The sequence below is a fragment of the Shinella sp. genome (assembly GCF_052438155.1).
Lineage (GTDB): Bacteria > Pseudomonadota > Alphaproteobacteria > Rhizobiales > Rhizobiaceae > Shinella.
The window spans coordinates 278,185-303,886 of sequence record NZ_JBQVPI010000004.1 but is presented as its reverse complement, the minus strand read 5'-3'; the positions used below and the strand labels follow the sequence as shown (position 1 = coordinate 303,886).

Below are 25,702 nucleotides of genomic sequence, written 5' to 3'. Positions count from 1 at the left end.
TGGGGAAACCGCATGTCGCCTGATGTTGCCCTCCAGCAGATCACGGAATCGATGCTCCTGGTGATGGTCCTGTCGATGCCGCCAATCATCGTGGCGTCCGTCGTCGGCATTCTGATCAGCTTGATCCAGGCCCTCACGCAGGTGCAGGAGCAGACCGTTTCCTTCGCCATCAAGCTCATCGCGGTCGCCTTGACCATTGCCATGATGGCCGGATGGCTCGGCAGTGAGCTGGTCAATTTCGCCACGAAACTCTTCACCGATTTCCCGAGCATGACGTGAGTGACATCCAGCAAGTCATCAAGCTGTTTCTCGGTCTCTATGATCGTGAAGTCATTGCGATGTTGCTGACCCTTCCGCGCCTCTATGCCTTCATGGCAACCTCGCAGCTTATCGCCCAGACGGCCGTTCCGCGCATGGCGCGCACGGCCATCATCCTGACGCTGGCGATGGTGGCAGCACCCATCAACTACGCCCATATCGATAATTTCGACCGGACCATCCCGTCCTACGCGCTGTTCTTCGTCAAGGAATGTGCGATTGGTTTCATCCTCGGCTACATTGTCGGCTGGGTCTTCTGGGCCGTGCAGTCGGCCGGCGCCTTGATTGACAACCAGCGCGGCGCGGCCATCGCCGCATCGATCGATCCGCTTCAGGGTCACGAAACCTCGCCGCTTGGAATCCTCTTCAGCCAGGCTTTCGTGACCTATATTTTCAGCAGCGGTGCGGTGCTGCCGATCCTCGGCCTGCTCTACCATTCCTTCGCGCTCTGGCCGGCAACGAACGGCATCCCGATCCTGACGGACCAGTTCCCGGAACTGGTGCTGGCAATCGCCGACCAGGCGATGCGCATCGTCATCGTCATCGCTGGGCCCATCGTCGCGATCATGTTCCTGGCCGAGTTCGCGCTGGCCGTGGTGAGCCGCTTTGCGCCCCAGGTGCAGGTCTTCATCCTCGCCATGCCGATCAAAAGCGCCTTGGCGATCTTTATCCTGATCTTCTATTTTTCGCGGCTGCTGCCCTATGCGAGCGACCAGTTGCAGGTCTTCGAGCCTTATATGAACCGCTTCTACGAGGTGATGCGCCTCTCCTCGTCCGGAGGCGACCCGTGAGCGGCGAGAAAACAGAACTCCCGACACCCAAGAAGGAGCGCGACGCCCGCCAAAAGGGGCAGGTCGCCAAGAGCCAGGAGGTCGTTACCACCATCTCGCTTCTATCGGTGATCCTCTATGTCTGGGTGACTTGGGGGGCGACGAACCAGCGGCTCACCGCGCTTTTCGACACGGTGGCCAAGCTCGCGATTGGGGATTTTGAGGACAGTTACATACCCGGCATCTACAGCGCGGCGTGGGACAGCGTGGTGATCATGCTGCCGATCCTGGCGGTCGTCGTCTTTGCCGGCACTGCCGCGAACTACATGCAGATTGGCAGCCTGTTTTCCTTCGAATCGATCATGCCGTCGGGAGAGAAGATCAGCCCGGCGGCCGGCTTCAAGCGCATCTTTTCGATGAAGCAGGTGGTCGAGCTGTTAAAGTCGGTTCTCAAGATCTCGCTCCTGTCGTGGTTGCTCTACTACATTATCCGCGATTCCATCTCGCCCTACATGAACGCGCTCGCCTGCGGCGTTCCCTGCATCCTCGACATCACCGTGAGTGCGCTCGGCCAGACCCTGGTCTATTCGTCGCTGGCCTTCATCGTCGTGGCGCTCGCCGATTTTGCCTATCAGAAACATCACCACACCAAGAGCCTGATGATGTCCAAGGACGAGGTGAAGCGCGAATATAAGGAAAGCGAGGGCGATCCCCATATCAAGGGCAAGCGCAAGCAGCTTTCACAGGAAATGGCGATGGGCGACGGCGGCATTGCCGCGCGCAAGGGCACGGCCGTCGTCGTCAACCCGACGCATTTCGCGGTGGTCATCGACTATTCTCCGGCGCGCATGCCGCTGCCGGTCGTCACCGCCAAGGGCCGCAACCTGCATGCGCATTATCTGCGGTCCCAGGCCGAGGAGGCGGGCGTGCCCGTCTTCAGGAACGTGCCGCTGGCACGCGCACTGTTTGCCGATGCCGATCTCAACGAGCCGATCCCCGACGACCTTTTCGATGCGGTGGCCGAAGTCCTCGCCTGGGTCACAAGGAACCAGGAGACCCTCTACCGGGGTCGGCTCGCACACGGGGTCATCGATATGGAGGCATCGGATCATCGAAACGATCCGCAGATGTGACGCAGGCCGCCACGACCTCGACCGGTTGACCAACGTCGAACGCGCCGCGCCCTTCTGGAGGCGGAGCATTCACGTCCTGTCTACGGCGATTGGCGGCTCTCCGTCTCGGCTTGTTCCAGCCAAAATTGCATCCCCATCTCACGGTACATCGTGGTCGCCGCGTTGAACTGGTCGCGAGCCTGATCCGGCTGGCCTGTGCGCCGGTACAGGTTTCCGAGATCGTGATGGCAGCGCGCGACAAGTGAGCCGAGGTCGAGTTCCTGTGCGATCGCGAGCGCATCGCGGTAGTGGGCTTCGGCCTCATGCACCGGTGCGGTGCGGACCAGGACGTCTCCGAGAAGGCGCAGTGCACCCGCCTCGCCGCGGCGTTGACCGCTTTCACGCGCCATGGTCAAGGCGCGTCCGGCATATTTGGACGCATCCGCATGCTGGCCGGCAAGCAGATGTGCCTCCCCAAGCGGCACCAGGAAAAGGGCCTGGCCGAACCGGTGCCCCATGGCCTCGAGAGCGCCCAACGCCTGCTCCAGCAAGGGGAGGCCCTGAGCCGTCTGTCCCAGCCGCGCATGGGCGTAGCCGAGCGTTCCGGAACTGCCGGCGAGCATGAAGGGCAGATCGAACGTGCGGGCCAAGGCCTGAGCGCGTTCCAGTTTCGTTATGGCGCCGGCGAACTCGCCCCGGATGACAAGAAGGTCGGCGAGGCACCAATAGGCGATGGTCAGGCTGAAGGGATCGTCAACCGCATGAGCGATGCGAATGCTCTCCTCGCCGTGCACCAGACCCAGTTCGAACTTGCCCTGCTCGGCATAGATGCGGGCCAAGAATGCCCGGACCGTCACGGCTGGAAATCCGGTGAGACCGAACCGCTCGAAGCTGGGTTGCGCATCGAGAAGATTCAGCGCTCGCAGGAAAAGCGGTTCGACCTGCCGATGATCGAGTGTCGAGAAGCTGGCCGTCCCAAGAAACAGCGTTGCTGCCACCTGAAGCTGGACGTCGCCGAGCGCATCCGCAAGCTCCAGCGCCTGCTGGCCAAAGGCCGTCGCTTCCTTTGGATCGCCGCTCAACCCGAGTGTCTGGCACATGTGGAAAAAACACCGTGCCAGTCGGCGTTGATCGCCGAGACGCCTTGCCAGGTCCTCGGCTTCCCGAAGGTGGCTGACGATGCGGTCGAATTGTCCGATCGGCGTAAGCGATGTCTTCAGATCGAAGCGAAGATCGATGGCTTGCTCGAGCGTCTCACGCGTTTCGGGCAGGGTTGCCAAAACGCGCAGTGCCTGTTCGAAAAAGCCGGCGGCCTCGCGGTTGGCCCAGCGCGCTTGCGCAAGCCGGGCTCCCTTGACCCAGTAGCGAACAGCATCGCTGGCAAGCCCAGCCTTCGTGAAATGCTGGGCGACGACCTCGGGCTGCTCCTCGGCCAATGCCGGAAATTGGTCGATCAGCGTTCCGGCGATCGTCGCATGCAACTCCCGCCGCCGGCTTTTGAGCATCGTCACATAGGCCGCGTCCTGTACGAGTGCGTGCTTGAACACGTAGACCGGTGCCGGAGGTGCGCCGCGGCGCGAAATGAGGCCGGATTCGACCAGTCGTGTGAGCTGTGCCTCGATGTCCGCAGGACCCACGGCCGACACCACCGCAGTGATCAAAGCATGGGAGAATTCCCGCCCGATCGTCGCGCCGATCACGGCCACGTCCCTGGCTGGACCCAACAGGTCGAGGCGGGCCGCGAGAGCGGCCTGCAACGTCGTCGGGATCGAGAGCGTTGGCAGCGGCCCGTCGACGGTCCAGCCGTCACCGGTCTCGCGCAACACCCCGCTTTCGAGAAGAGAACGGGTCAGTTCCTCGATGAACAGCGGCACGCCATCCGTATGTGCCAGGATCTGTCCAATGACAGCATCGGGCAGCGCCTTGTCCCGGGCGATACCACGGATGAGGCCGGTGCTCTCGTTGGAGCCGAGGCGGCTCAAGGACAGCGCCGTGACATGCGGCTGGTCGATCCAGCCCGGCTGGAATTCAGGCCGGCCCGTTGCCAGCAACAGTAGCGGCAGCCGAGCGGCGCGGATTACCAGTCGTTCGAGCAGATCCAGCGACGTCGGATCGATCCAGTGCAGATCCTCGAACAGGATCAGGAGCGGCATCTTCGACGCGGCGGACGCGAGCTGGTCCATGAGCAGGCCGAGGGTCATGTCGCGTTTTTGCTGCGGGCTGGCAGCCAGCGCCGGATAGCGGCTGTCCAGGGCCACGCCCGTCAGCTCGGCAAAGAGCGCCACATCGCGTGGTAAATCGACCGATGTCGGCGCGAGCAGCGCCGCCAGCCTGTCAAGCCTTGTGCCGGCGCTGTCGTCAGGCCCGAAGCCGGCATCCTGCTGGAGCTGGACAATGAACGGATGCAGCGGGCTGTGCGTATGATGGGGGGAACAGGAGTAGCGACGACGCGTGTGAGGTGCGCCATCGAGCCTGGCCGCCACGCTCTCGGCGATGCGCGACTTGCCTATGCCAGCCTCGCCCGAGATCAGCACGACACGCCCCTCATGGGAACTGGCTTGATCCCAACGGCGCAGCAGCAGCGCGATTTCCTCCTGCCGGCCGACGAGCGGGCTCAAAACATCGCCACGCCGCGCGTCGAAGCGGCTGACGCCGGCGATCTCGCCAAGCACCTGCCATGCGTGCGGCTGTTGCTTGCCGTCGCTGGCCGGGAGCGCCCGGCAATCGAAGAGCGGTCCCACAAGCAACTGCGTGCTTGCCGCCATCACGACTTCGCCGGGTGCAGCATTGGACTGCAATCGTGTTGCCAAAGTTGGGGCTTCGCCGATTGCGACCAGGTGCGAGCCATTGTCTGCCGTCGCCTTTTTCCCGACGACAACGAGCCCGGTGGCGATGCCAACGCTCGCCGGAAGCGCTTCAGTGGACAACCCGTTCGCTCCGCCACTTGAGGCGAGCATAGCGAGACCGGCGCGCACCGCGCGTTCGGCATCATGCTCGCAAGTGGCCGGGTAGCCGAAATACACCACGACGCCATTGCCCTGGAACTGCGCGACGAAGCCGCCGAACTGCGTCGCGACGTCGCTCACCGTCTTGTGGAAGGCGGTGATCAGATCGTGGGCATCCCCGGGATCCGGGTTTGCCGAAAGGCCCATCGGGGCGATCGGGCTGCAAACCAGGATTGTTAGCTGGCGCTGCTCAAGAGCATCCGGACTCGCAGCAACTATCGTCGACGTATCGGCATTCCGCGCCGCAGTGATTCTGGTTTCGACTTCCCGTCCGGATGCTGCCGAGGGGGTGAACTCCGGCTCGCTGATCGTCCGCAAGCCCGGCGGCTGTTCACTACGAAGTTCTGCCGCCAGAGATTGCGTCACGGCATCGGGCTCGGTGTTTAACTCGCGCTTCAGCAGCCCCACGAGATTCTGATAGTGCCGAAGCGCCTCGGCCTTGCGCCCCATGCTGCCCAGCGCCCGCATGATCAAGCGATGGGCGTCCTCGCGGAGCGCATTCACCTGGATTGCCCGCTGGGCTGCCTTAAGCGCAGCTTCCACATCCCCCGCCTGCGCCGCCTTCTGGCCATGGCCGACCATGGCGTCGAGCGCGAGGCTTTCCAGCCGTTCGCGCTCTGCTGCAAGCCAGTCCGACCAGGCGTCTTCTGCTATGGTCAAGTCCGACAACAGCGGTCCTGCGTAGAGATCGACGGCCGCGGCAAGCGAGGTGCTGCTTCCTTCGATGATCAATGCCCTGTAGTGCGCCACATCGCAATCAATTGCGCCGGCCGCCAGCCAGACCTCGTCGTCGTTGTTGAGGAGGGCATCCTGCCCGAGAATTCGGCGTAGCCGGAAAAGCGCCTGACGCAGGTTCTGCCGGGCCTGTGTCTCGTAGTGCGAGCCCCAGAAGAGATTGGCCAGTCTCTCGCGCGGTTGGGGTTGCGGTCCGGTGCAGGCGAGATATGCCAGCAATCCCGAGAGCTTCCTGCTTGGCAAATGAACGATGCCGTCGCCTGTCGTCAGTGAGAATCGTCCGAGCAGTGAGAGACGAAATTTGGGAGGCGCGATACTTTCATGCATTTTTCTGGCGGCGCGCTCCCATGATTTTCCTCAAAAGCAAATGCGGATGGTTTTGGTGCGCAGCCACTTGAATTAACGCCAATATCACGCCGGTGTAACGCCCGCAAAGACGACGACCAGTTTATTGTAGATTTTGGGGAACATTGCCGTGATCGAGCCGCCGCTCTCGCCTTACAAGGCGCGCAGCGGTGTGATCGTTGGTGGTGGCAGGCTTGCGACCTCTGGCCGCGCAGCCCAGCTGCCCGGGGCAGGCATAGAGGGGGCAGGGATGTTGGAAGCTGACGGCAATCCGAAGGCATGTGCGTCGCATCGTGTTGTCTGGCCGTTCTCTCGGGGCGAGGACTGTTACGCTGCCTGGAAGGCGGCACTCTCACAATTGGTCGACTGCTCGATACCGGCCGATGCCGATGTGGCGTCGTTCGAGTTTCATGGTAGCTCATGGCAGCTTCCCGAGACCTTTGTGCAGGTCAACGGCGGGTCGGCCATGTCGATGTCTCGACCGCAGCACGTCATTGACGACCGACCGATCTCCAAGATGTCGCTCTATCTGCTCACAGGCGGGAGCGTGGTGACCGACTACGACGGATGCAAGAGAATCCATGTTCCCGGCGATGTCGTTGCCGTCGATTACTCCTTGCCTTATGAATCCTATACTTCCGGGTATGAGGGCATTGCGCTTACATTCGACAAAGCCAGTACGCTTTCCGAATTGCAAGGTGACGTCCATGGCATGATGTTGGCTGCAAACAGCAGCGCGGGCAACATTCTCGGGGGCCAGATGAGATCACTCGTGGCGCATATCGACGGGCTCAACGTCCTCGAGGCTCAGTCGGCCGTCAATGGAATCCTGCAGTTCGCAGCGGCCACCCTTCCCACCGCTGCCCCAAGAACCCTGCGCGGTGATCACTCCGTCTTGCATCGCGCCTACCGTCTGGCCAGAACGAGGATGTCTGATCCGGACTTTGGCCCCGCAGATCTGGCGCTCGAGCTGGGAATGTCACGGTCGAAACTGTTTCGTTCGTTTGAAGAGCATGGCGGCGTGCAACGCTGGCTGCTTGGCAAACGGCTGACGGCCAGCCTGCAAGCGATTGTCAGATCCGCAGGCAACCAGAAAATATCGGCGATTGCCCACCAGCACGGATTTCGCAGCGAAGCGCATTTCAGCCGCGCTTTCCGGAAGCGATATGAGATGAGCCCAAGCTCGGCCCTGGCCTTCACCAAGCGCTCGCAAGGCGCCTCGAAGTATCTGGGCTGGGCCCAGAAAAATACATGGAATGACCGATCGACAGTCGAGGCTTGGCTCGCGTCAGCGCAAGCCAGCGAATTGGAGGGCGCAGGCTGACAGCGCCAGTCCGCGGCGACAGCCATCGCTATCGACGGCCAGTGCGCCGTTCGCCGGCAGGTTCCCAATGGCGCACGCGACCGAGCCTGCATGGAGCGCGGACTACAGCTGCTTTCGCAGCGTGGGGTGGTCATTGCGACTTTCGCGCAATCCCCTATGAAGCGGTTTCGTCGGGAATTTCGAGAATTGGACGGCAGCGGCATGCTCAAGGTCATCGCACAGGATTTCATTCGAGCCGAGGCAATCGGCATCGTGGCACCTCTCTATCGAGAGCTTGTGGAACTCACTCGCCGGGAGCCGCTGTGCATCGGCTATGACCTCTTCACGGACCAGAAGGACCCGGGTCACTTCATCTTCATCGAAACCTGGCCTGACCGTGCAGCGCTGGATATTCACTGTGCGACGGAGCACTTCCGCCGCCTCGTTCCCCAGATCGATGCCCACCAGCGGGAGAAGGGGACCTATATCCTGATGGACGCTTTTGGCCCTGCTGTCTGAGCCTTTCCCGTCGTCAGAAGTGGCGGCCCGCATCCAAGGCTTCTTCGGCATCCTCGATCGGCATCGACATAATGGTTTTGCAGATGTCGAAGCCGAAGCCTGCCCTGGCGAAGGCGGAAAACTCCTTGGCTTTCCGTTTGTCATCCAGCTCCACCTTGCGAAAGGGCCCGAAAGCTCTTTTGCGCGCAAGGACGAGTGCGGCATAAAAATCGTCGATCTCGGCGACGGCCGCGGCCGCCGTATCCTTTGCAACGCCCTTTTGTGACAGCTTCTGCGACACCGCGCGCCGGGATTTGCCGCTGCGCATCCCGGAGCGGCTGCTTGTCTCCGCATAGGCGCAGTCATCGAGGACGCTGATGTCGTAACCGAATTTCACCGCCGAGTCGGCGAGCGCCTTGACCTGCGTGTCGGAAATATCTTCGAACTTTTCACGCGCCTTGCGTGAGATGGCGTCGAACAGCTGCTTTTCCGTATGCATGCTGCGCCCGAGGCGGTAGATCGTCGAATTGCGCGCCCAAGAGAACATGCGCGCAGACGGCGTGTCGGGTGGTGTCGTATCGTCCTGCACGTTTGAATCAGGTCCGGCCATTCGTCGCTGCGATCGCGTTTATCCGCGTTGTGATTTGCGACAATGGTAGTCTGATCGTCCGGTGAAACACAAGGTTCGGTGCGACGACGTTGCGGTTCGTCTTTGCCCATCCCGCGGGTTGGTGTGTGCTTGAGGACTTGTCGCGGTGACAATGTGGTCGATCGCCTTCAAGATCGCCGGCGGGCTATATGATTTGCGGCAGGAGACCCACAATGACTCTTTTCAGCGGCCTTTCGGCCTTTTCCATTACTCCGACGGACACCGCGGGCCGCGTCGATACGGCAGCACTTGCCCGTCTGCTCGAACGCATCGTTATGGCCGGCGCCCATTCCATCGGCCTCCTTGGCAGCACGGGCGGGTATGCCTTCCTCTCACGGGAGGAGCGGCGCCGCGCGGTGGCTGCCGCCGTGGAGAGCGTCGGCGGTCGGATTCCGCTCATCGTCGGCGTCGGTGCGCTGCGCACGGATGAAGCCGAGATGCTGGCGCACGATGCCAGCAAGGCCGGGGCGGACGGGCTGCTGCTTGCGCCCATGTCCTATACGCCGCTCACGGACGAGGAGGTTTTCCAGCACATGTCCGCCGTCGCGACGGCGGGGGGGCTGCCGCTCTGCATCTACAACAATCCCGGCACCACGCGTTTCGTCTTCAGCGACGATCTGATCGCGCGGCTTGCCGAGGTGCCGAACATCGCGGCCATCAAGATGCCGCTGCCGGCCGATGGCGATTTTAGGGGCGAACTCGTCCGGCTGCGCGCGCGGTTGCCGGCGGATTTCGCCATTGGCTACAGCGGCGATTGGGGTGCGGCGGGCTCGCTGCTTTCGGGTGGCGATGCTTGGTACAGTGTTGTCGCCGGCCTCCTGCCGGCCGAAGCGCTGGCGCTCACGCAGGCGGCTATGGCCGGCGACGGGGCGGAAGCCGAGCGGCTCGACCGGGCGTTCCAGCCGCTCTGGAACCTGTTCAAGGAATTCGGCAGTTTCCGCGTTATGTTTGCCATCGCGGAAATCCTCGACCTCTGCCGGGTCGACCCGCCACGACCCGTCCTGCCCTTGCAGCCCGACGACGTCGCACGGGTAAGAGCAGCGGTTGATCACCTTCGGATGTGACGTTCAGGTAAGCGTTGTCACTGTTGGTGTGGCTCCGGCTACAGAAAAAACCAGCGGACAAGCAACAAAAAAGAGCATTTTCGCGATGGTAGTAAACCGTAGGTATATTTACGAAACTTATGCTCGTCTTTGCATAATTTCTTGATGGCAAAGTACTTACGGTTGAAAATTAGCCGGAATATTGGGATTTTCCGGAATCATGGTTGGAGCATGCAGTAAAAATCGTCGATGATGGCGAGATTAGCGATTCCATAACCAATTTAAAGTACCAGTTCACAGTATTCCGGCGATGCGGTCGGATATTGCACTCATGTGCGGCATGACTTCATGACGTCAGAAATGAGTTCGGCGCGGCAGAAGAGGCATGTCCACGCCAGGAAATGTCCATCATGAGAATCAAGACGCAATTCATCGTCCTCGCATCGGCAACGGGCGTCGCGATCGCGGGGCTTGTCGGCAGCCTGTGGGGTTATGCCGGCGCGGCCGGCGACGTCACCAGCGCCTATGACCAGAAATACAAATCCTATCTGCTGGCCGACGGTTTCCGTCAGTCCTCCGACGATCTGACCCGCCTTGTGCGAACCTATGCCGAGACGGGTGATCCGTCGTTCAAGGACCAGTACAACGCCGTCATCGAAATCCGCAACGGAACGCGCCCGCGCCCGCAGGATTATCACCGGATCTACTGGGATTTCGTTGCAGGTGGCGAAGCCAAGCCCCGTCCTGACGATGCTGCCGTTTCCATGCACGACCTGATGAAACAGGCCGGCTTCACCGATGAGGAATTCGCCCTGCTGGACGAAGCCAGCAAGCGTTCCGATGCACTGGTCAAGATCGAGACCGAGGCGATGGCCCTCGTGGACAATATCGCCACGCTTGGCCCGGAGGCGAAGGCTAAGGCAACGGCGATGTTGAATTCGCCCGACTACCACGCCTTCAAGGCGCAGATCATGAAGCCTGTCGACGGTTTCTTCTTGAAGCTGGAGCAGCGCACCCAGGGCGCCGTGGACGAGGCAAACGTGCGCGCCTCGTTCTACTGGACCCTCATCACCATCGCCATGTCCGCGCTTGTGCTGATGCTCGCCATTGTCGGTATCGTCACCTTCAAGCGCATCATTGGCGGCATGGATACGCTGCGCAAGTCGATGGGGCTGGTCGCAAACGGGGAGCTGGACACGCAAATCGGCCTTGCGAAGAACGACGACGAAATCGGCGACATGGGCAAGGCGCTCGAGGTCTTCCGCCAGGGCGCCATTGCCAACCGGCGACTGGAACAGGAAGCCGAAGAGAGCCGCAAACGGGCGGAAGCCGAACGCGTCGCCGTGCAGGAAAAAGCCGAGGCCGACGCGGCCGAGCGGCTGCGCATTGCGACCTCCGGTCTCGCTGCTGGCCTGAAACGCCTGGCGGGCGGCGACCTTGCCTTCCAGCTCAACGAGGCCTTCGCGCAGGATTTCGAGGCGCTGCGGCACGATTTCAACCGGTCGGTCGCCCAACTCGGCACGACGCTGGGAGAGATTTCCGGCTCCATCGCGACGCTCGACAGCGGCACGCGCGAGATTGCCAGCGGTACGGACGATCTTTCCAAACGCACCGAGCAGCAGGCGGCCTCGCTGGAGGAAACGGCGGCGGCGCTCGATGAAATCACCGTCAACGTGGCCAATTCCTCGAAGCGGACCGAAGAGGCGAAGAATGTCGCAAGCCGCGCGAACCATTCGGCCGCCGAATCCGCCGAGGTGGTTTCCCACGCGGAAGAAGCGATGCGCAAGATTGAGGAAAGCTCGCAGCAGATTTCCAACATCATCGGCGTCATCGACGAAATCGCCTTCCAGACCAACCTTCTCGCGCTGAATGCCGGCGTGGAAGCCGCGCGTGCGGGCGATGCCGGCAAGGGCTTTGCCGTCGTTGCACAGGAAGTGCGCGAGCTTGCCCAGCGCTCCGCCCAGGCGGCCAAGGAGATCAAGGGGCTGATCCACAATTCCTCTACCGAAGTCGGGAACGGCGTGAAGCTGGTGCGGGATGCCGGTGCGGCGCTGAAGACCATCAGCGCCTTCATCGTAGAGATCAATGCGCATATGGAATCGATCGCGACCTCGGCGAAGGAACAGTCCGTCGGGCTGGCCGAAGTCAACATTGCGGTCAACGCCATGGACCAGACGACACAGCAGAATGCGGCAATGGTGGAGCAGTCGAACGCTGCCTCCAACACGCTTGCCAACGAGGCGGTCCGTCTGCGGGAACTCGTCAGCCAGTTCCGTGTAGAGGGTGCTGCAGCGCCCCAGGCCGGTTCGGTTCGCTCTGCCCGTCCCGCGGATGCCGCCTACGCCTCTCCCGCCCGCGCCCTTGGCCGCAAGGTCGCTTCCGCCTTCAACGGCAACGCCGCCCTTGCCGCGAAGAACGACTGGGAGGAATTCTGAGACGAAAACCCGTTTCTTCGGGAAACGGCAGGTTCTTGAGAGAGGAACCCACCCGCGGCAATCGCGGGTGGGTTTTTCCATGCGTTGACACGAGCGTCAGGCGATCCCTTCTTCCCAATAGGGCGGGTCGCCGAAGGCCGCCTTGAGGTGGTCCGCCAGGGCGCGCAGCTTGGCGGGCGGCCGGCGGCCTTCCGGATGGGCAAGGTAGATGAATTCCGGCGTGGGGCGGACGCCGACGTCGACCACCGTCAGGTTTCCTGCCCGAATGTCCGGCCCGGCGATGAAGAGGGGGAGCAGGGCGATGCCAAGGCCGGCAATCGCCGCATCCCGCAGCATGTCGCCGTTGTTGGCCCGAAGCCCCACATGTGCGCGAATGATCTCGACCCCGGTGGGGGTAGCGAAGCGCCAGTCTGCAATGCCCCTGTTCGTGTAGAAAATGCCCTTGTGCGCGTCGAGCTCGGCTGTCGTTGCCGGTATGCCATGGCGGGCGAGGTAGTCGTCCGACGCCACGAGCACGCGGCGGCTGGGCGCGAGGCGCCACACCATCAGCCGGGTGTCCTCGATCGCCCCGTGGCGCACCACCCCGTCATAGACGCCGGAAGCGATATCGACACGGCGGTCGTCGACATCGAGCGACATCTCGATCTTGGGATTGGCCGCAAGGAAAGGATACAGTGCTGGCCCCAGATGCAGCCGGCCGAAGGTGACGGGTGCGGAGATGCGCATCGGGCCGGCAAGGGTGCCGCGCCGCTCGGCAAGATCCGTCGCGGCTTCCGAGACTTCGCGCAGGATCCGCCGGGAGCGTTCGAGGAAGGCGGCACCGTCCTCCGTCACCGACATTCGGCGGGTCGTTCGGTGGAGAAGCGTCGCGCCGAGGCTGCGCTCCAGTTCAGCGAGCCGCTCGCTCACCACCGACTTCGACAGCCGTAATGTCCGCGCCGCCTCGCTGATGGAGCCTGCTTCGGCAACCGCCACAAAGCTTGTTATGCCGTCGAGTTTCATTGTTCGGGTTTTCCGGAAGACAGGTTCCCATTCCGCATTCTAGTGCGAACGTTCTGCCTGCGCCATAGTCCGCTTCAACAACCCAACCCCAACGACAAGGAACATCACTATGGACAGGCTCAAAGGCAAACGCGCTCTCATCACCGGCGGCACCAGCGGCATCGGCCTGGAGACGGCGCGTCAATTTCTCGCTGAAGGTGCACGCGTCGCCGTCACCGGAACCAATCCGGAGACATTGGAGGCCGCGCGTAAGGAACTCGGCGACGGCGTGCTGGTCATCAAGTCCGATGCCGCCGATGTCATCGGCCAGAAACAGGTGGCGACAGCCATCGAGGAGGCCTTCGGTGGCCTCGACATCCTCTTCGTCAACGCCGGCATTGCCCTGCTGAAGCCGCTCGATGCCTGGGATGAGGCGGGCTTCGACCGCGTCTTCGACATTAATGTCAAAGGCCCGTATTTCCTGATCCAGGCACTTCTGCCGATCCTCGCCAATCCCGCGTCGATCGTGCTGAATACCTCGGTCAATGCCCATATCGGCATGCCCAATTCCAGCGTCTACGGTGCTTCGAAGGCAGCGCTGCAATCGCTCATCCGCACGCTGTCGGGCGAATTGATCAGCCGTGGCATCCGCGTCAATGCGGTCTCGCCGGGACCTGTCTCGACGCCGCTCTACGGCAAACTCGGTTTCAGCGAGACGGATTTGAAGGCCGTCGCCGAGAACATCAAGGGCCTCGTCCCGGCCGGCCGGTTCGGCACGCCGTCCGAAATCGCCAAGACCGTGGTCTTTCTCGCATCCGACGAGGCGGCCTACACGGTCGGCAGCGAGATCATGATCGATGGCGGCATGGGCACGCTGTAGGCGGGTCAGGCTGGCACGCCGATGGCAGGCGGTTTCATTCGCTTACCATCGGCACAATGCGGGCTTGCGCGGCCAGTCAACATGATGAAATAATTGGATGACGGTCGCGCAGGGGAGGCGTGATGGCTTTTAGAATTCTACCCAAAAGAGCTGAAACAAAACCCCCTGCGCCAACGTAACATCGACGTCGCATATCCATGACACGTTCATGAAGCCGTCGGACCATCTTCCGCTCGGCTTCGCAGGTTGCAGGTGGGGAGGTTTCGAAAGCCATGACGACAGTCCGCACCATCCTGCATTGCAAGGCCTCTTGCATTGCGATCATTCTGCTTTTCATCGGTCTTGCCTTTCCTGCACAAGCACAGGAGGCCGGGACGCCGCCGGCCGACAAGCTGCGCGAGATTTCGCGGCTGCTTGCCGACCCCGATGTCACTGCCTGGCTCAACAGTGCCCAGGCGGGTGGAACGAAGGCTGATGAAAGCAAGGCCGGCCAGACGCCGGTCGCTGGCGCCGAGGCCGACATGCAGTCGGGCTATGTTGCGGAAAAGCTCGGCCTGATCCAGGAAAGGATCGACACCGCCATGCAAGGCGGCATGGAGTTCGGGCCTGGCGCACAGACGGCCATGACCAGGCTTGAGGCCGAAGTGACCCAGCGCGGCCCACTGCGTTTTTTTCTGCTGCTGCTTCTCGTGCCTCTGCTTGCCATCGGGGCGGAGCGATTGTTCGACCATCTGTCCGGCCGACACTGGCGTCGCCAGGCTGCTGGGCCGATGGCCGATCCGGTGGGTGCGGTGCCAATCGGCCTTCATGCCTGTGGTAAGGCCATCAGCTTTGCGCTCGGTGCCCTGCTGCCGCTTGCCCTTGTAGCCTGGCCACCGCTTTTGGAGCGCACCGCGCTCATTCTGGCCATAGCGGCCATTGTCATCCGTTTTTCCGGTCTTCTCGGCGCCTATATCGTCTGGCTGCTCGAGCAACCGGTCGGGCGTGCGCCGCCTGCTGCAGCCGAGACGCCGCCAGAGGTGTCGTCTGTCTCGGCGGACACCGCGGCGGCGGTCGAGATGCCGTCGCCCGATCTGGTTACTCCCTCTGAAGGGAAGGCTGTGCCGGTCGCGCATGAGGCAACCGCTTCAGCGCATGCCGCGAAATCCGAACCTGACGGCAGTAACAGTGTGCAGCCGCGCGTGACGCCGGAGCGGGTCCGCTACTGGTTCTCCCGTTTCCAGCGGGGCCTGCGTGTCTTCATTGCCGGCTGGACGGTGGTGGAACTCATGCGGCTGTTCGGCTTCTCGCAGGGCGCGTTGCTGCTCGTCATCTTCGCCTTCGATCTGGCCCTCTTCGTCATCGCTGTCGATGCGTTCTGGCGTCGTCCATACCGCGCCGACCACAGCGAAACCGCCCGCAAGATCTGGTCCTGGCTGGCGACGGTGGCTTTCATCCTGCTCCTGGTCGTGTGGATAGCGGGGCTGCGACTGTTGTTCTGGGGCGGCGTAGTCGCCCTCCTGCTGCCACCCGCCCTGCGGCTGACGACGGCGGTCGTCGCCCGCCTGCATGGCGGGAGCGAGACCATGCGCCCGACCAGCATGGGCTTCGTCATTGGCGAACGGGGCGCGCGCGCACTCGTCATCATCCTCTCCGCCTGGTGGATCGCGGCCGTCGCAGGTGTCGATGCTGCCGGCATGATGATGGGATCCGGCGATACGGTGATCAGCCGCGTCGCCCATGCCGTCGCCCAGGCGATCGCCGTTCTTCTGGTGGCCGACATCCTCTGGCAGTTCGTCAAGTCCGAAATCACAGTACGCATGGCCGACGAGCCGGTTGGCCGCCACCTGAGCGACGAGGAGCGTAGCCGCAACGCCCGCATCCGTACGTTGCTGCCGATCCTGCGCAACATGCTTTCGATAGCCCTCGCCATCGTGGCGGTCATGATGGCTTTGACCAGCCTTGGCGTCGATATCGGCCCGCTGATCGCCGGTGCCGGCGTGGCGGGCGTCGCCATCGGCTTCGGCGCCCAGACCATCGTCAAGGATCTGATCTCGGGCATCTTCTATCTGTGGGACGACGCCTTCCGCATCGGCGAATATATCGAAACCGGCAAATACAAGGGTGTGGTCGAGAGCTTCTCGTTGCGGTCGGTCAAGCTGCGCCACCATCGCGGACCGCTCACCACCGTACCCTTCGGCGAACTTGGCGCCGTGCAGAACATGAGCCGCGACTGGTCGGTTACCAAGTTCAACATCTCCGTTCCCTATGACACGGACCTTGAAAAACTGCGTAAGGTCATCAAGCGCATCGGGACGGATATTGCCGAGAAGCCCGAATACAAGGAAAGCCTGCTGGAACCGCTGAAGATGAAAGGCGTGGGGGAGTTCGGCGAGTACGCTATCATCGTGCGCGTCGGCTTCACCACCAAGCCGGGCGAGCAGTTCATGATCCGCCGTGAGATCATGAACCGCATCAAGCTCGACTTCAAGGAGAACGGCATCCAGTTCGCGTCACCAACCGTTCAGGTCGGCGGGCATCATAGCGATGCCGATGCCGACGCGGCTGTCGCCGAGGCTCATCGCCGGCGGCAGGAGGCGCTAGCGGCTGCCAATGCGGCGAGTGCCTGATCGGTAGAAACCGGCCGGCTTTCCACGCACAAGACCGTCGGACGCGATGGCTGATCCGGACATAAAAAACCCTGCGGCGGTGTCGCCACAGGGTCTCGTAGTGTTCAGCGGTTCCCCTGTGGGGCTCGACAGGCCTTAAGCCGCCGCTTCTTCGTTCTCGTCTTCGTCCTTGTCATTCTCGACGTCGCCTTCGGCTTCACCGGCTTCCCAGGTCAGCTGGAATTCGATTTCGGCTCGGCCGTCTTCGATCTCGTAGGCGATAGAAGCGATGGCGTGCTCGGGGACCTGGACGTCTTCCTCGTCGATCTGGATCGAGAAGCGCTCGTTCGATTCCAGCGTGTCTGCCAGACGGCGGAGTTCAGCAACAAATTCCGTCAGCGAATAGTCTTTTTCGATTTCGCGATTGGCATCCATGTTCTCTCTCCTGTTTAAGAGTTGGCATTTTAATAAGAACATGGATTTGTAATGCGGTGATGACCGTATAAATTTAAGTTCGTGACAAACTATGCTTTATAGTTCTCTTTCATTTAGGATTTCTATTGTTGAGTTATCTAGGGTCATCTCGATGCACGTCATGGACGGTCATTCCGATGGATTCCGGCGGCTTTTCCAGCCAGCGGGGGTGCTTCAGGGTCTTGCGGGTGTCTTCGTAGCCGGAATCCCAGTGCTCGCGCATCGAGGTGCCGGAAAACTCGTAGTCCTTGGCGTCGCTCTCGTAGATCTTCTGCTGGTAGATAAGGTGGACGATGTTGATCTGCGGCACGTCCTCCATGGCGGCGAGGAACGCCCGGTCGTCGTCCGTCAAGGCTTCCGGGGGCACACGCAGCAGCGCCTGGTGCAGTTTCAGGCGCAGGTTGTGGATGCGGCGGAACGTGTCCGTGTTGTTACGCGTACGGCTGGAATAGAGGATGTCCTTATGCCGGGCGAGCACATCCGCCATGTCGCGGGGCAGGATACCGCGCGCGCTGAAAAGATCGACCTGGAAGACCAGCGTATCGCGCACGTCCTCCTGCTCGAGCAGGTATTGCAGCGGCGTGTTGGAGACGATGCCGCCGTCCCAGTAATACTCGTTCTCGATCAGCACGGCGGGGAAGGCGGGCGGCAGCGCGCCGGACGCCATGACATGCTCCGGGCCGAGCACCTCGATATGGCTGTCGAAATAGCGGTAATTGCCGGTCTGGACATTGACGGCACCGACACTGAGCCGCTGACGGCGATCATTCAGGACGTCCCAGTCGATCAGGCGGTTCAACGTGGTTTTCAGTTCCGACGCATCGTAGAAGCTGGTCGCCGTGGAGGCACCCGGCGGCTGGAACCAGGGATTGATTTGGTGGGGGGAAAAGAAACCGGGCAGGCCCGACGTCATCGTCATCATGGCGCTGGCCTGGTTGCGCATCTTGCGGAAGACGTCGCCTTCCGGCGTGAAGTGCCAGATCTTGCGGGCGGAAATCGTCTCCCAGAAGTCGCGCAGCCGATCGAGCCGGTTGCCCTTGGTGTTGCCGGCGATGATCGCGGCATTCACCGCGCCGATCGAGACGCCCGACAGCCAGTTCGCCTCGATACCGGCTTCATCGAGCGCCTGAAAGACGCCGGCCTGATAGGCGCCAAGCGCGCCACCGCCCTGAAAGACGAGGCCCACCGCCGGATAGCCGCCGACGACATCGGCGATATCGGGCGTTTCGGATTTGCGTTTCGGCTGCAACCTGACCTGCTTGTCCATGATCTCGTCCTTCAACCGGGTTCGCCCATGTAGTCGTGCACCACCTCGCCGAGTCCCAATGTGAGGTCGGCGACGAAATGCACCGCCGAGACAACCTCCAGCACGGGCAGGCGGGCGACGTCGGCGATGACGTGGCGGAAGAGCTGCAGGTCGGCCGGTCCCGTCCAGGCGCCCTTCACCGCGATGTCCTCGAGATGATAGCGCACCAGCTCGCAGATACGAGGTGTCGCGTCGACATGCGGGATGATCTTGACGAGGAAATTCGGCTTGGCGAGCGAGTGGGCAACCTCGGCGACGTCGAGCGTACGGTGCTTGTAGCCCATGGTGGCACTGGCGCAGAGCACGGAGCCGTAGTGCAACGTACCGACGATCACCTCGCCCTCGTGCACGAGCTTGGGAAAAGCGAGTTTCTTGGGAAAGCCCCAGATTTCCCGCCCGCCGGCGATGGGCGCGTCGTCGTCGAGATACATGGCGTGCACGTAGACGCCCTCTTCACCCTCGAAGCGAACCGGGATGACCTGGCCGGATTCCGTGTAGTCGCCAAAACCGGTGGAGTCCGGCATCTTGATGAACTCGTATTTGACGATGGGGTCGATGATCTCCAGCGGCTCCGGCACGACGGCGCGCAGCGCATCGGGATCCGTCCGGTAGCTGATGATGACATATTCCCGATCGATGAAGCGGTAGGGACCCGGCGGATAGGCGGGGTTCGTCAGCGGCATGGCGTAGGCGTTGCGGACGTCGGTGGCCTTCATGTCATTGATTCCTACAGGAGAAAAATAGGGTGGCGGCGATCAGTGCGCCGTCCAGCCTCCGTCGAGCGAAAGGATCGCACCGGTCATCGAGGCCGCCTCCTCGCTGGCGAGGTAGAGGGCGAGGCCGGCGACCTGCTCGACCGTCACGAACTGCTTCGTCGGCTGTGCCTCGAGCAGCACGTCATGGATGACCTGCTCCTTGGTAAGCCCGCGTGCGGCCATCGTGTCGGGGATCTGTTTTTCGACGAGCGGCGTCCAGACATAGCCGGGGCAAATGGCGTTGACCGTGACGCCATTGGTGGCGGCTTCCAGCGCGACGGTTTTTGTCAGGCCGGCAATGCCGTGCTTGGCCGCCACATAGGCGGATTTGTACGGCGAGGCGACGAGCGCGTGGGCAGAGGCGACATTGATGATACGGCCGAAGCCATGGTCTTTCATCGCCGGCAGTGCAGCCTTGATGGTATGGAAAGCGGCGACGAGGTTGATCTGGATGATCGCCTGCCATTTCTCGTCCGGAAACTCCTCGATCGGCGCGACATGCTGGATGCCCGCATTGTTGACGAGGATGTCGCAGCCTCCAAATGTGTCGAGCGCGAGCTTCACCATCTCGCCGATTTCGCTGCCGGAAAGCATGTTGGCCGGCGAATACAGGCAGCGCACGCCATAATCCGCCTCGATGCCGGCGCGCTCTGCCTCGATTGCGACCGCATCACCCAGCCCGTTGATGACGATGTTCGCCCCCGCAGCGGCGAAACGGCGGGCGATGGCAAGGCCAATGCCGCTGGTCGAGCCGGTGACGATGGCCGTTCGGTTGCTGAGGGTTTTCGGCTGGGATGCGTCGTTCATCGGGATCTCCATCGGACGTGGCGCGTGGCGTGGTTTGGAGCACGCCGACATTTCACGCAGATGACAGTCGTCTCGGAGCGATTGTGGCGATGCCGCCAATATTGTCATGTGCCCGTCAAGCAAACTTAATAGTAAAGAATGGCTGAAAACGCAGTTTGCTAATTTACGTCTTATGGTCATGCGCATTTTCATGCCTGGCAGTCGGTGATGACTGTCGGGGCGGCTTCCCGTTGTCTGAAAGTGCGCATTGACGAGGGGAGATTCATGATGAATGCATTCCAACCCCTTGCCCGCAATGTGTGGAGCAGGTTTGCGCTGGTGCTTGGCGCTGTAATTTTTTCCGCCGCGAGCGTCCATGCGGAGCCCATTCGTGGTGCCGGATCGACCTTTGCCGCGCCGATCATCCAGCTCTGGTCGCATGATTACGAGACGATGCGCACGGATGGCGGCGACTTCACGTCGCCGGACTGGCGCGTCGACTATGAGCCGGTCGGCTCGCTCGCCGGCGTGATGCGCCTCGGTCAGATCGAGACGGATTTTGCCGCAACCGATGCCCCGCTGCCGGCCGATGAACTGAAGGCGCGCGACCTCCTCCAGTTCCCCGTCGTCATGGGTGGCATCGTTGTCGTCGCCAATGTCGATGGCATAGGTGCCGGGGCGCTTCGTCTGTCCGGCCCCGTGATTGCTGATATCTATCTCGGCAAGGTCACCAAATGGTCCGACCCTTCCATCAAGGCGTTGAACCCGGATCTGGCCCTGCCGGACGCGGCAATCGAGGTTTTGCATCGTGAGGACGGATCAGGCTCGACCCTGGCCTTCACGGGGTTCCTCTCCAAAAGCAGCCCGGAATGGGCGCAAAAGCCGGGCGCCGGCACGCTGATCGAGTGGCCGCTCGGCAAGGGCGAGAAGGGTACCGGCGGGCTCGCGAGCCTGGCGACCAAGACCAAGAACAGCATTTCCTATCTCGAATATGGCCAGGTCGTGCGCCTCGGCCTGCCCTTTGTTTCGCTGCAAAACCAGGCCGGCACCTTCATCCGGCCGAGCCCGGAGGCCTTCCAGGCGGGCCTGGAGACGGCCACCTGGGACGGCACGACGGGTTCTGCCGCCGATGCCGCCGAAGTTGCGGGTGAAAAGGCCTATCCGATGACGGTCGTCACCTATGCGGTCGTGCCGAAGGACCGCGGTGAAGGGCGTATCAACCGCGTGCTCGATCTCTTCCGCGTCGCCTTCAGCCGTGGCGGCGATGAGGCGAGTGCGCTTGGCTACATCCCCGTGTCGCCGGCGCTCGCCGGCAAGATCGAAGCGTACTGGACCGCGAATCTGGGCTTCGCGAACAACTAGGCGCCAGAACGCTGCATTTGCTCCAATAGAAACGAGTTTTCCCATGGAAATAAATATCTTCAAGGACGTCCTCGTGCCGGTCATCGGCGGCCTGGGCATCTTCATGCTCGGCCTCGAATTCATGGCCAACGGCATCCAGGCCCTCTCCGTCAACAAGATGCGCGCGTTCCTCGCCAGAGCCGCCGGCACGCCGGTCAAGGGTGTGCTCGCCGGCACCTTCATCACGGGCGTCATCCAGTCCTCGACGGCGATGACCGTCATGGTGGTCGGTCTCGTCAATGCCGGCGTGGTTGGTCTCAGACCAGCCATCAGCGTCATCATGGGCGCCAATATCGGCACGACGCTCGGCAATGGTCTTATCGCCTTGCCGCTCGGGCCGCTCGGCCTCATTCTTGGCGGTATCTTCGCGCTCATCTATTGCTTCGCCAAGAGCGAGAAGGTGCGCAACATCGCACTCGCCTGCATGGGCTTCGCGCTGATCTTCTACGGCCTCAACCTGATGACGGGCGGCCTGCGTCCGCTGCGCAATCTGCCGGAAGTCATGGAATTGCTCCAGACGCTGAAGGCTGACTCCTACTTCAACCTGATCAAGTGCGTGCTGATCGCCGCCGGCGTCACCGCGATGATCCACTCGTCCTCGGCGACGATCGGTATCGTCATGGGCCTCGGCGCCGCCGGCATTCTCGACTGGACGACGGCTGTCGCCTTCTCGCTCGGCGCCGACCTCGGTACGACCATCACCTCGTGGATGGCCTCGCTCAACCTTTCCAAGAATGCCAAACGTGCCGCCTACGCCCATATCTCCTTCAACATCATCGGTGTGTGCATCACCGTGCCGCTGTTCTTCGTCTCCATCGGCGTCCTCGAATGGGCGATGCAGTGGTTCGGCGGTGATCCGGCCGCGGCCGTGATGGTCGATGGCAAGGAGACATTCCCGCTGGTGCCGGTTGCCGTGGGTCTCTATTCGACCTTCTTCAACATCTTCAACACGCTGTTGCTCTTCCCCTTCATCGGCGTGTTCGATCGCGTGCTGTCGCGTGTCGGCCGCACCGACGCGGAAGACATCGAGGACTATTCGACCCCGCGATTCCTCGACGGCAAGCTCTCCAACGACTTCGCGCGTGCCGTTCCCGCGATCCAGCAGGAAACCCAGCGCCACCTCCAGGCCGGCGCCATGTTCCTCGGCATCGCGCGTGGCGACAAGAAAGCGCCGTCGGACCCTGGCGAGCACTATCTCGCGACCGATATTCTCAGCCGCGACATCCGCGCCTATACCGCCAACCTGATGAAGGAAGACCTGCCCTACGACCAACTCGACCTCATCGCCAGCCTGATCGAGGAGGCTGACTTTACAGCGGCACTGACGGAATCGATGCATCAGGTCGCGCGCCGCGTGAAGCGTGAAAAATTCGGCAGCCAGGCCCAGCCGATCGTCGATACCGCGCTCGACAAGCTCGATGCGTCGCTGCGCGCCATCCTGCCGACCTATGGCCTTGCCGATCCGCAGATGCCGGCCGGTCACGCCAACTACCCGGAGGTCGAGGAACTGCGTGCCCGCACGCTGTCGCTTGGCCCGAATGCGGGTGCTGCCGAACGCGGCACGATCCTCGCTCTGCTCGGTTCCATCGAGCGCGCGGAAATCCTCATCCGCCGCATTGATGCCGAGCGCAAGTCGGTCAACCGCCAGAGCGTGCTCGCCCGCGCCACCAACCGCAAGGAAAGCCGCGAGCAGCAGATGAACGAAGGCGGGATGAGCCCGGTTCCGGCCGAATAGGATTTGCGACGAGGCGTCGCGGCTTTATCGCCGCGGCGCCTCTTGTATTGTGTGGCTTCCGGGTTGATCTTGTCTAACGGTGCGGTAGCTCTGGCGTGTCGGTAAGTCTGGAGAACGGCGTTTGGGACAGGAAATCGAACTGAAGCTCGACCTTGCGCCGCAGGCAGCAGCGGACTTTCTCGCCTCGGACCTCGCCGCAAGCGAACCCTTCATCCTCGAGCGGCGTGCAACCTATTTCGACACGCCGGACGCGGACCTGCGCGCTGCCGGCTTTTCCCTTAGAATTCGTAACGATGCACAGGGGCGCGTCCAGATCGTCAAGGCGGTCGGCGCCAGCGCCGCCAGCCTTTTTGCGCGCCCGAAATGGGAGCAAAACGTCGAAGGTGACAAACCCGTTCTCGACGATACGACGCCACTCAAGACCTTTCTCGGCCGCCGCGCCGAAGCGTTGGAGCCGCTTTTCGAGGTGGTCGTCGAGCGGCGCCGTTGGTCGCTGGCCTGGGAGGATGCGCGCATCGAGGTAGCGCTCGACCGTGGCGATATCGTTGTCGGCGAGCGGCGTACGCCGGTCTGCGAAATCGAGCTGGAACTGGTGGAAGGTCCGCCATCCGCGCTGTTTTCCTATGCCCGCACGCTGGACCGGGTCGCGCCGTTGCGGCTCGGCGTGCTGAGCAAGGCGGAGCGAGGCTACCGCCTGCTCGGTGCCGCTGTCCGCGCCGTCAAGGCCGAGCCGGTCGCGCTGACGCCCGACATGAGCGTTCCCGGCGCTTTCCGCATCATCGCCGACGGCTGTCTGAAGCAGTTCCGCCTTAACGAGATGCTGCTCGAGGGCGGGGGCGAGGAGGCGGTGCACCAGGCGCGCGTTGCGCTGCGCAGGCTGCGTTCTGCGCTTTGGGTGTTCAAGGCAGTACTGGAAGACGATGCGTTCGGGCACATGAAGGACGAGCTGAAATGGCTAGCCGGTGCTCTCGGCGAGGTGCGCGACCTCGACGTGCTGATCCGCCGTTGCAAGGATGAAGCGCTGCGAAAGGTGCTTGCGGATGCGCGCGAGACGGCCTTCCGGGCTGCGGCCGCCGACCTTGAATCGCCGCGCGCCCGGGCCTTGATGCTGGATTTTGCCGACTGGCTCGCCTGCGGCGCCTGGCACGGTCTTGTGTCCGCGCGGGAAACGCGCGAGCAGCCGGTCAGTGAATTCGCAGCCTCAGCCCTCGACCGGCTACGCCGCAAGGTCAAGAAGGGTGGCCGCGACCTCGTCGATCTTGACGACGACGCCCGCCATGAGGTGCGTAAGGACGCCAAGAAGCTGCGATATGCGGCGGAGTTCTTTGGTTCACTCTTCGATCGCAAGCGCCAAAAGCGCCGCCATGGCCGGTTCCTTGCCGCGTTGGAACCCTTGCAGGATCAGCTCGGTGCGCTGAACGATGCCGCCGCGATGCCGGAGCTTCTGGCACGACTCGGCCTGGCGGACGACGCTCGAAAAGCCTTCCCTTCCAATGCGATCGACAGTAGACGGGATGTGATCAAGGCGGCGGCGGATGCCCATGACGCCTTGGTCGATACGAAACGCTTCTGGCGCTAGTTCGCCTGTCTCCCGCAAGGACTTTCCATGACGGTCGTCGCCTCTTATCTCTACCGTGACGGACGACGATTCCAGGAGGTTCCGCTCGAATCCATCGCGATGCCGACGGAAAAGACGGATTTCATCTGGATCGGCCTGCATGAGCCGACCGCCGAAGAACTCGCCATCCTGAAGGTGCGTTTCAACCTGCACGAACTGTCCGTCAGCGATGCGGCGAACCCGTTGCAGACGCCAAAACTCAGCGCCTATGACGACCAGATCTTCGTGCTCGCCCAGACCGCCAAGCTCGACGGCGATGGCATCACCTATGGACGCACGGCGATCTTCGTCGGCGAGCGCTACATCATCACCGTCCGCCACGGTTCCGAGCGTGGGCACGGAGAGCTGCGCGGCCGGCTGGAAACCTCGCCGCATACGATGCGTCACGGCACGGACTATATCCTGCACGCCATCCTCGATTTCATCGTCGACGGCTACCTGCCGATCGTGCGCACGATCGAGGATTCCGTGCTCGACATGGAACGCAAGATGCTCGATTCCTTCCTCGACCGCGCCCAGATCAAACGTATCTTCCGGCTGCGGCGCGAGGTCATCCTGTTCCAGCGCGTGCTGGATGCCATGCTGGACCTCTGCGGCAAGCTCGTGCATCTCGACCTGCCGTGCCTCGATGTCGAGGCAAAGCCCTATTTTCGCGATGCGCTCCAGCACATGCACCGCATCGAGCAGATGGTGGGCGGCCTGCGTGACGTCATCACCTCGGTCTTCGAGGCGAGCAACCTGCTTGAACAGCAGCGCCAGGGCGTGATTACCCGTCAGCTCGCTTCCTGGGCGGCCATCCTTGCTGTGCCGACGGCGATTGCCGGCATTTACGGCATGAACTTCGAGAACATGCCGGAGCTGAAGACACAGTACGGCTATTTCGCCGTGCTCGCCGTCATCGTCGTCTTCTGCGGTACGCTCTACTGGCGCTTCAAGCGCGCCAAATGGCTGTGATCTGGCTGGTG

General features: G+C 62.3%; 20 protein-coding genes. 13 read left to right on the top strand and 7 right to left on the bottom strand.

Going from position 1 to position 25,702, the window contains the following annotated elements:
• Window positions 1-12 precede the first annotated feature (12 nt).
• The 3 genes from sctS to sctU are packed head-to-tail and all read left to right on the top strand — an operon-like array spanning window position 13 to window position 2,221.
• The gene (gene sctS, locus ACT6VE_RS10275) at window positions 13-279 is read left to right on the top strand and encodes a type III secretion system export apparatus subunit SctS (RefSeq protein WP_444798513.1); all 267 of its coding nucleotides are present in this window, start codon (window positions 13-15) and stop codon (window positions 277-279) included.
• Window positions 276-1,109 (top strand): type III secretion system export apparatus subunit SctT, encoded by an 834-nt coding sequence (sctT, locus tag ACT6VE_RS10270; protein ID WP_444798512.1) that lies wholly within the window; start codon window positions 276-278, stop codon window positions 1,107-1,109. Before sctS ends, sctT begins: the two co-directional genes overlap by 4 nt.
• Window positions 1,106-2,221: a type III secretion system export apparatus subunit SctU gene (gene sctU / locus ACT6VE_RS10265; protein WP_444798511.1), complete on the top strand. Its 1,116-nt coding sequence runs from the start codon at window positions 1,106-1,108 to the stop codon at window positions 2,219-2,221. The genes sctT and sctU overlap by 4 nt, the downstream gene beginning before the upstream one ends.
• A gap of 80 nt (window positions 2,222-2,301) precedes the next feature.
• Here the strand turns inward: sctU and ACT6VE_RS10260 are convergent, their stop codons facing one another.
• Window positions 2,302-6,267: a tetratricopeptide repeat protein gene (locus ACT6VE_RS10260; RefSeq protein WP_444798510.1), complete on the bottom strand. Its 3,966-nt coding sequence runs from the start codon at window positions 6,265-6,267 to the stop codon at window positions 2,302-2,304.
• 148 nt (window positions 6,268-6,415) lie between these two features.
• On the opposite strand from ACT6VE_RS10260, the gene ACT6VE_RS10255 reads away from it, so the two are divergent.
• Both ACT6VE_RS10255 and ACT6VE_RS10250 read left to right on the top strand, forming a co-directional pair.
• Window positions 6,416-7,609, top strand: coding sequence for a helix-turn-helix transcriptional regulator (locus ACT6VE_RS10255; RefSeq protein WP_444798509.1), 1,194 nt, complete (start codon window positions 6,416-6,418; stop codon window positions 7,607-7,609).
• Between the two features lie 201 nt (window positions 7,610-7,810).
• Entirely contained in the window at window positions 7,811-8,107 is a 297-nt protein-coding gene (locus ACT6VE_RS10250; protein ID WP_444798508.1) for a putative quinol monooxygenase, read from the top strand.
• Between the two features lie 13 nt (window positions 8,108-8,120).
• Here ACT6VE_RS10250 and recX read toward each other — a convergent pair whose 3' ends face one another.
• On the bottom strand, window positions 8,121-8,675 hold the full coding sequence (gene recX, locus ACT6VE_RS10245) for a recombination regulator RecX (RefSeq protein WP_444798507.1): 555 nt from the start codon (window positions 8,673-8,675) through the stop codon (window positions 8,121-8,123).
• 233 nt (window positions 8,676-8,908) lie between these two features.
• Between recX and ACT6VE_RS10240 the strand changes: the two genes are divergently transcribed.
• The gene (locus ACT6VE_RS10240) at window positions 8,909-9,799 is read left to right on the top strand and encodes a dihydrodipicolinate synthase family protein (protein WP_444798506.1); all 891 of its coding nucleotides are present in this window, start codon (window positions 8,909-8,911) and stop codon (window positions 9,797-9,799) included.
• A gap of 389 nt (window positions 9,800-10,188) precedes the next feature.
• Window positions 10,189-12,213, top strand: coding sequence for a methyl-accepting chemotaxis protein (locus ACT6VE_RS10235; protein ID WP_444798505.1), 2,025 nt, complete (start codon window positions 10,189-10,191; stop codon window positions 12,211-12,213).
• A 96-nt stretch (window positions 12,214-12,309) separates the two neighbouring features.
• Here ACT6VE_RS10235 and ACT6VE_RS10230 read toward each other — a convergent pair whose 3' ends face one another.
• Window positions 12,310-13,215: a LysR family transcriptional regulator gene (locus tag ACT6VE_RS10230; RefSeq protein ID WP_444798504.1), complete on the bottom strand. Its 906-nt coding sequence runs from the start codon at window positions 13,213-13,215 to the stop codon at window positions 12,310-12,312.
• 109 nt (window positions 13,216-13,324) lie between these two features.
• Between ACT6VE_RS10230 and ACT6VE_RS10225 the strand changes: the two genes are divergently transcribed.
• Both ACT6VE_RS10225 and ACT6VE_RS10220 read left to right on the top strand, forming a co-directional pair.
• A complete protein-coding gene (locus ACT6VE_RS10225; RefSeq protein ID WP_444798503.1) occupies window positions 13,325-14,074 on the top strand; it encodes an SDR family oxidoreductase in 750 nt (249 codons plus the stop codon).
• 272 nt (window positions 14,075-14,346) lie between these two features.
• Window positions 14,347-16,683 (top strand): mechanosensitive ion channel family protein, encoded by a 2,337-nt coding sequence (locus ACT6VE_RS10220; protein ID WP_444798502.1) that lies wholly within the window; start codon window positions 14,347-14,349, stop codon window positions 16,681-16,683.
• Window positions 16,684-16,818: 135 nt separating this feature from the next.
• Here the strand turns inward: ACT6VE_RS10220 and ACT6VE_RS10215 are convergent, their stop codons facing one another.
• The 4 genes from ACT6VE_RS10215 to ACT6VE_RS10200 all read right to left on the bottom strand — a co-directional run bounded on the left by ACT6VE_RS10215 (window position 16,819) and on the right by ACT6VE_RS10200 (window position 20,004).
• Window positions 16,819-17,097 carry an amphi-Trp domain-containing protein gene (locus ACT6VE_RS10215; protein WP_444798501.1) on the bottom strand — a complete coding sequence of 93 codons (279 nt, stop codon included), beginning with the start codon at window positions 17,095-17,097 and terminating at the stop codon, window positions 16,819-16,821.
• Between the two features lie 133 nt (window positions 17,098-17,230).
• Entirely contained in the window at window positions 17,231-18,403 is a 1,173-nt protein-coding gene (locus ACT6VE_RS10210; protein WP_444798500.1) for a patatin-like phospholipase family protein, read from the bottom strand.
• Between the two features lie 11 nt (window positions 18,404-18,414).
• A complete protein-coding gene (locus tag ACT6VE_RS10205; protein WP_444798499.1) occupies window positions 18,415-19,158 on the bottom strand; it encodes an acetoacetate decarboxylase in 744 nt (247 codons plus the stop codon).
• A gap of 39 nt (window positions 19,159-19,197) precedes the next feature.
• Entirely contained in the window at window positions 19,198-20,004 is an 807-nt protein-coding gene (locus tag ACT6VE_RS10200; protein ID WP_444798498.1) for a 3-hydroxybutyrate dehydrogenase, read from the bottom strand.
• A gap of 264 nt (window positions 20,005-20,268) precedes the next feature.
• On the opposite strand from ACT6VE_RS10200, the gene pstS reads away from it, so the two are divergent.
• The 4 genes from pstS to ACT6VE_RS10180 all read left to right on the top strand — a co-directional run bounded on the left by pstS (window position 20,269) and on the right by ACT6VE_RS10180 (window position 25,691).
• Entirely contained in the window at window positions 20,269-21,345 is a 1,077-nt protein-coding gene (pstS, locus tag ACT6VE_RS10195; RefSeq protein ID WP_444798497.1) for a phosphate ABC transporter substrate-binding protein PstS, read from the top strand.
• 43 nt (window positions 21,346-21,388) lie between these two features.
• Window positions 21,389-23,119 carry a Na/Pi cotransporter family protein gene (locus ACT6VE_RS10190; protein ID WP_444798496.1) on the top strand — a complete coding sequence of 577 codons (1,731 nt, stop codon included), beginning with the start codon at window positions 21,389-21,391 and terminating at the stop codon, window positions 23,117-23,119.
• A 121-nt stretch (window positions 23,120-23,240) separates the two neighbouring features.
• Window positions 23,241-24,698 (top strand): CYTH and CHAD domain-containing protein, encoded by a 1,458-nt coding sequence (locus ACT6VE_RS10185; protein ID WP_444798495.1) that lies wholly within the window; start codon window positions 23,241-23,243, stop codon window positions 24,696-24,698.
• 27 nt (window positions 24,699-24,725) lie between these two features.
• Entirely contained in the window at window positions 24,726-25,691 is a 966-nt protein-coding gene (locus tag ACT6VE_RS10180) for a magnesium and cobalt transport protein CorA (RefSeq protein WP_444798494.1), read from the top strand.
• Window positions 25,692-25,702 lie beyond the last annotated feature (11 nt).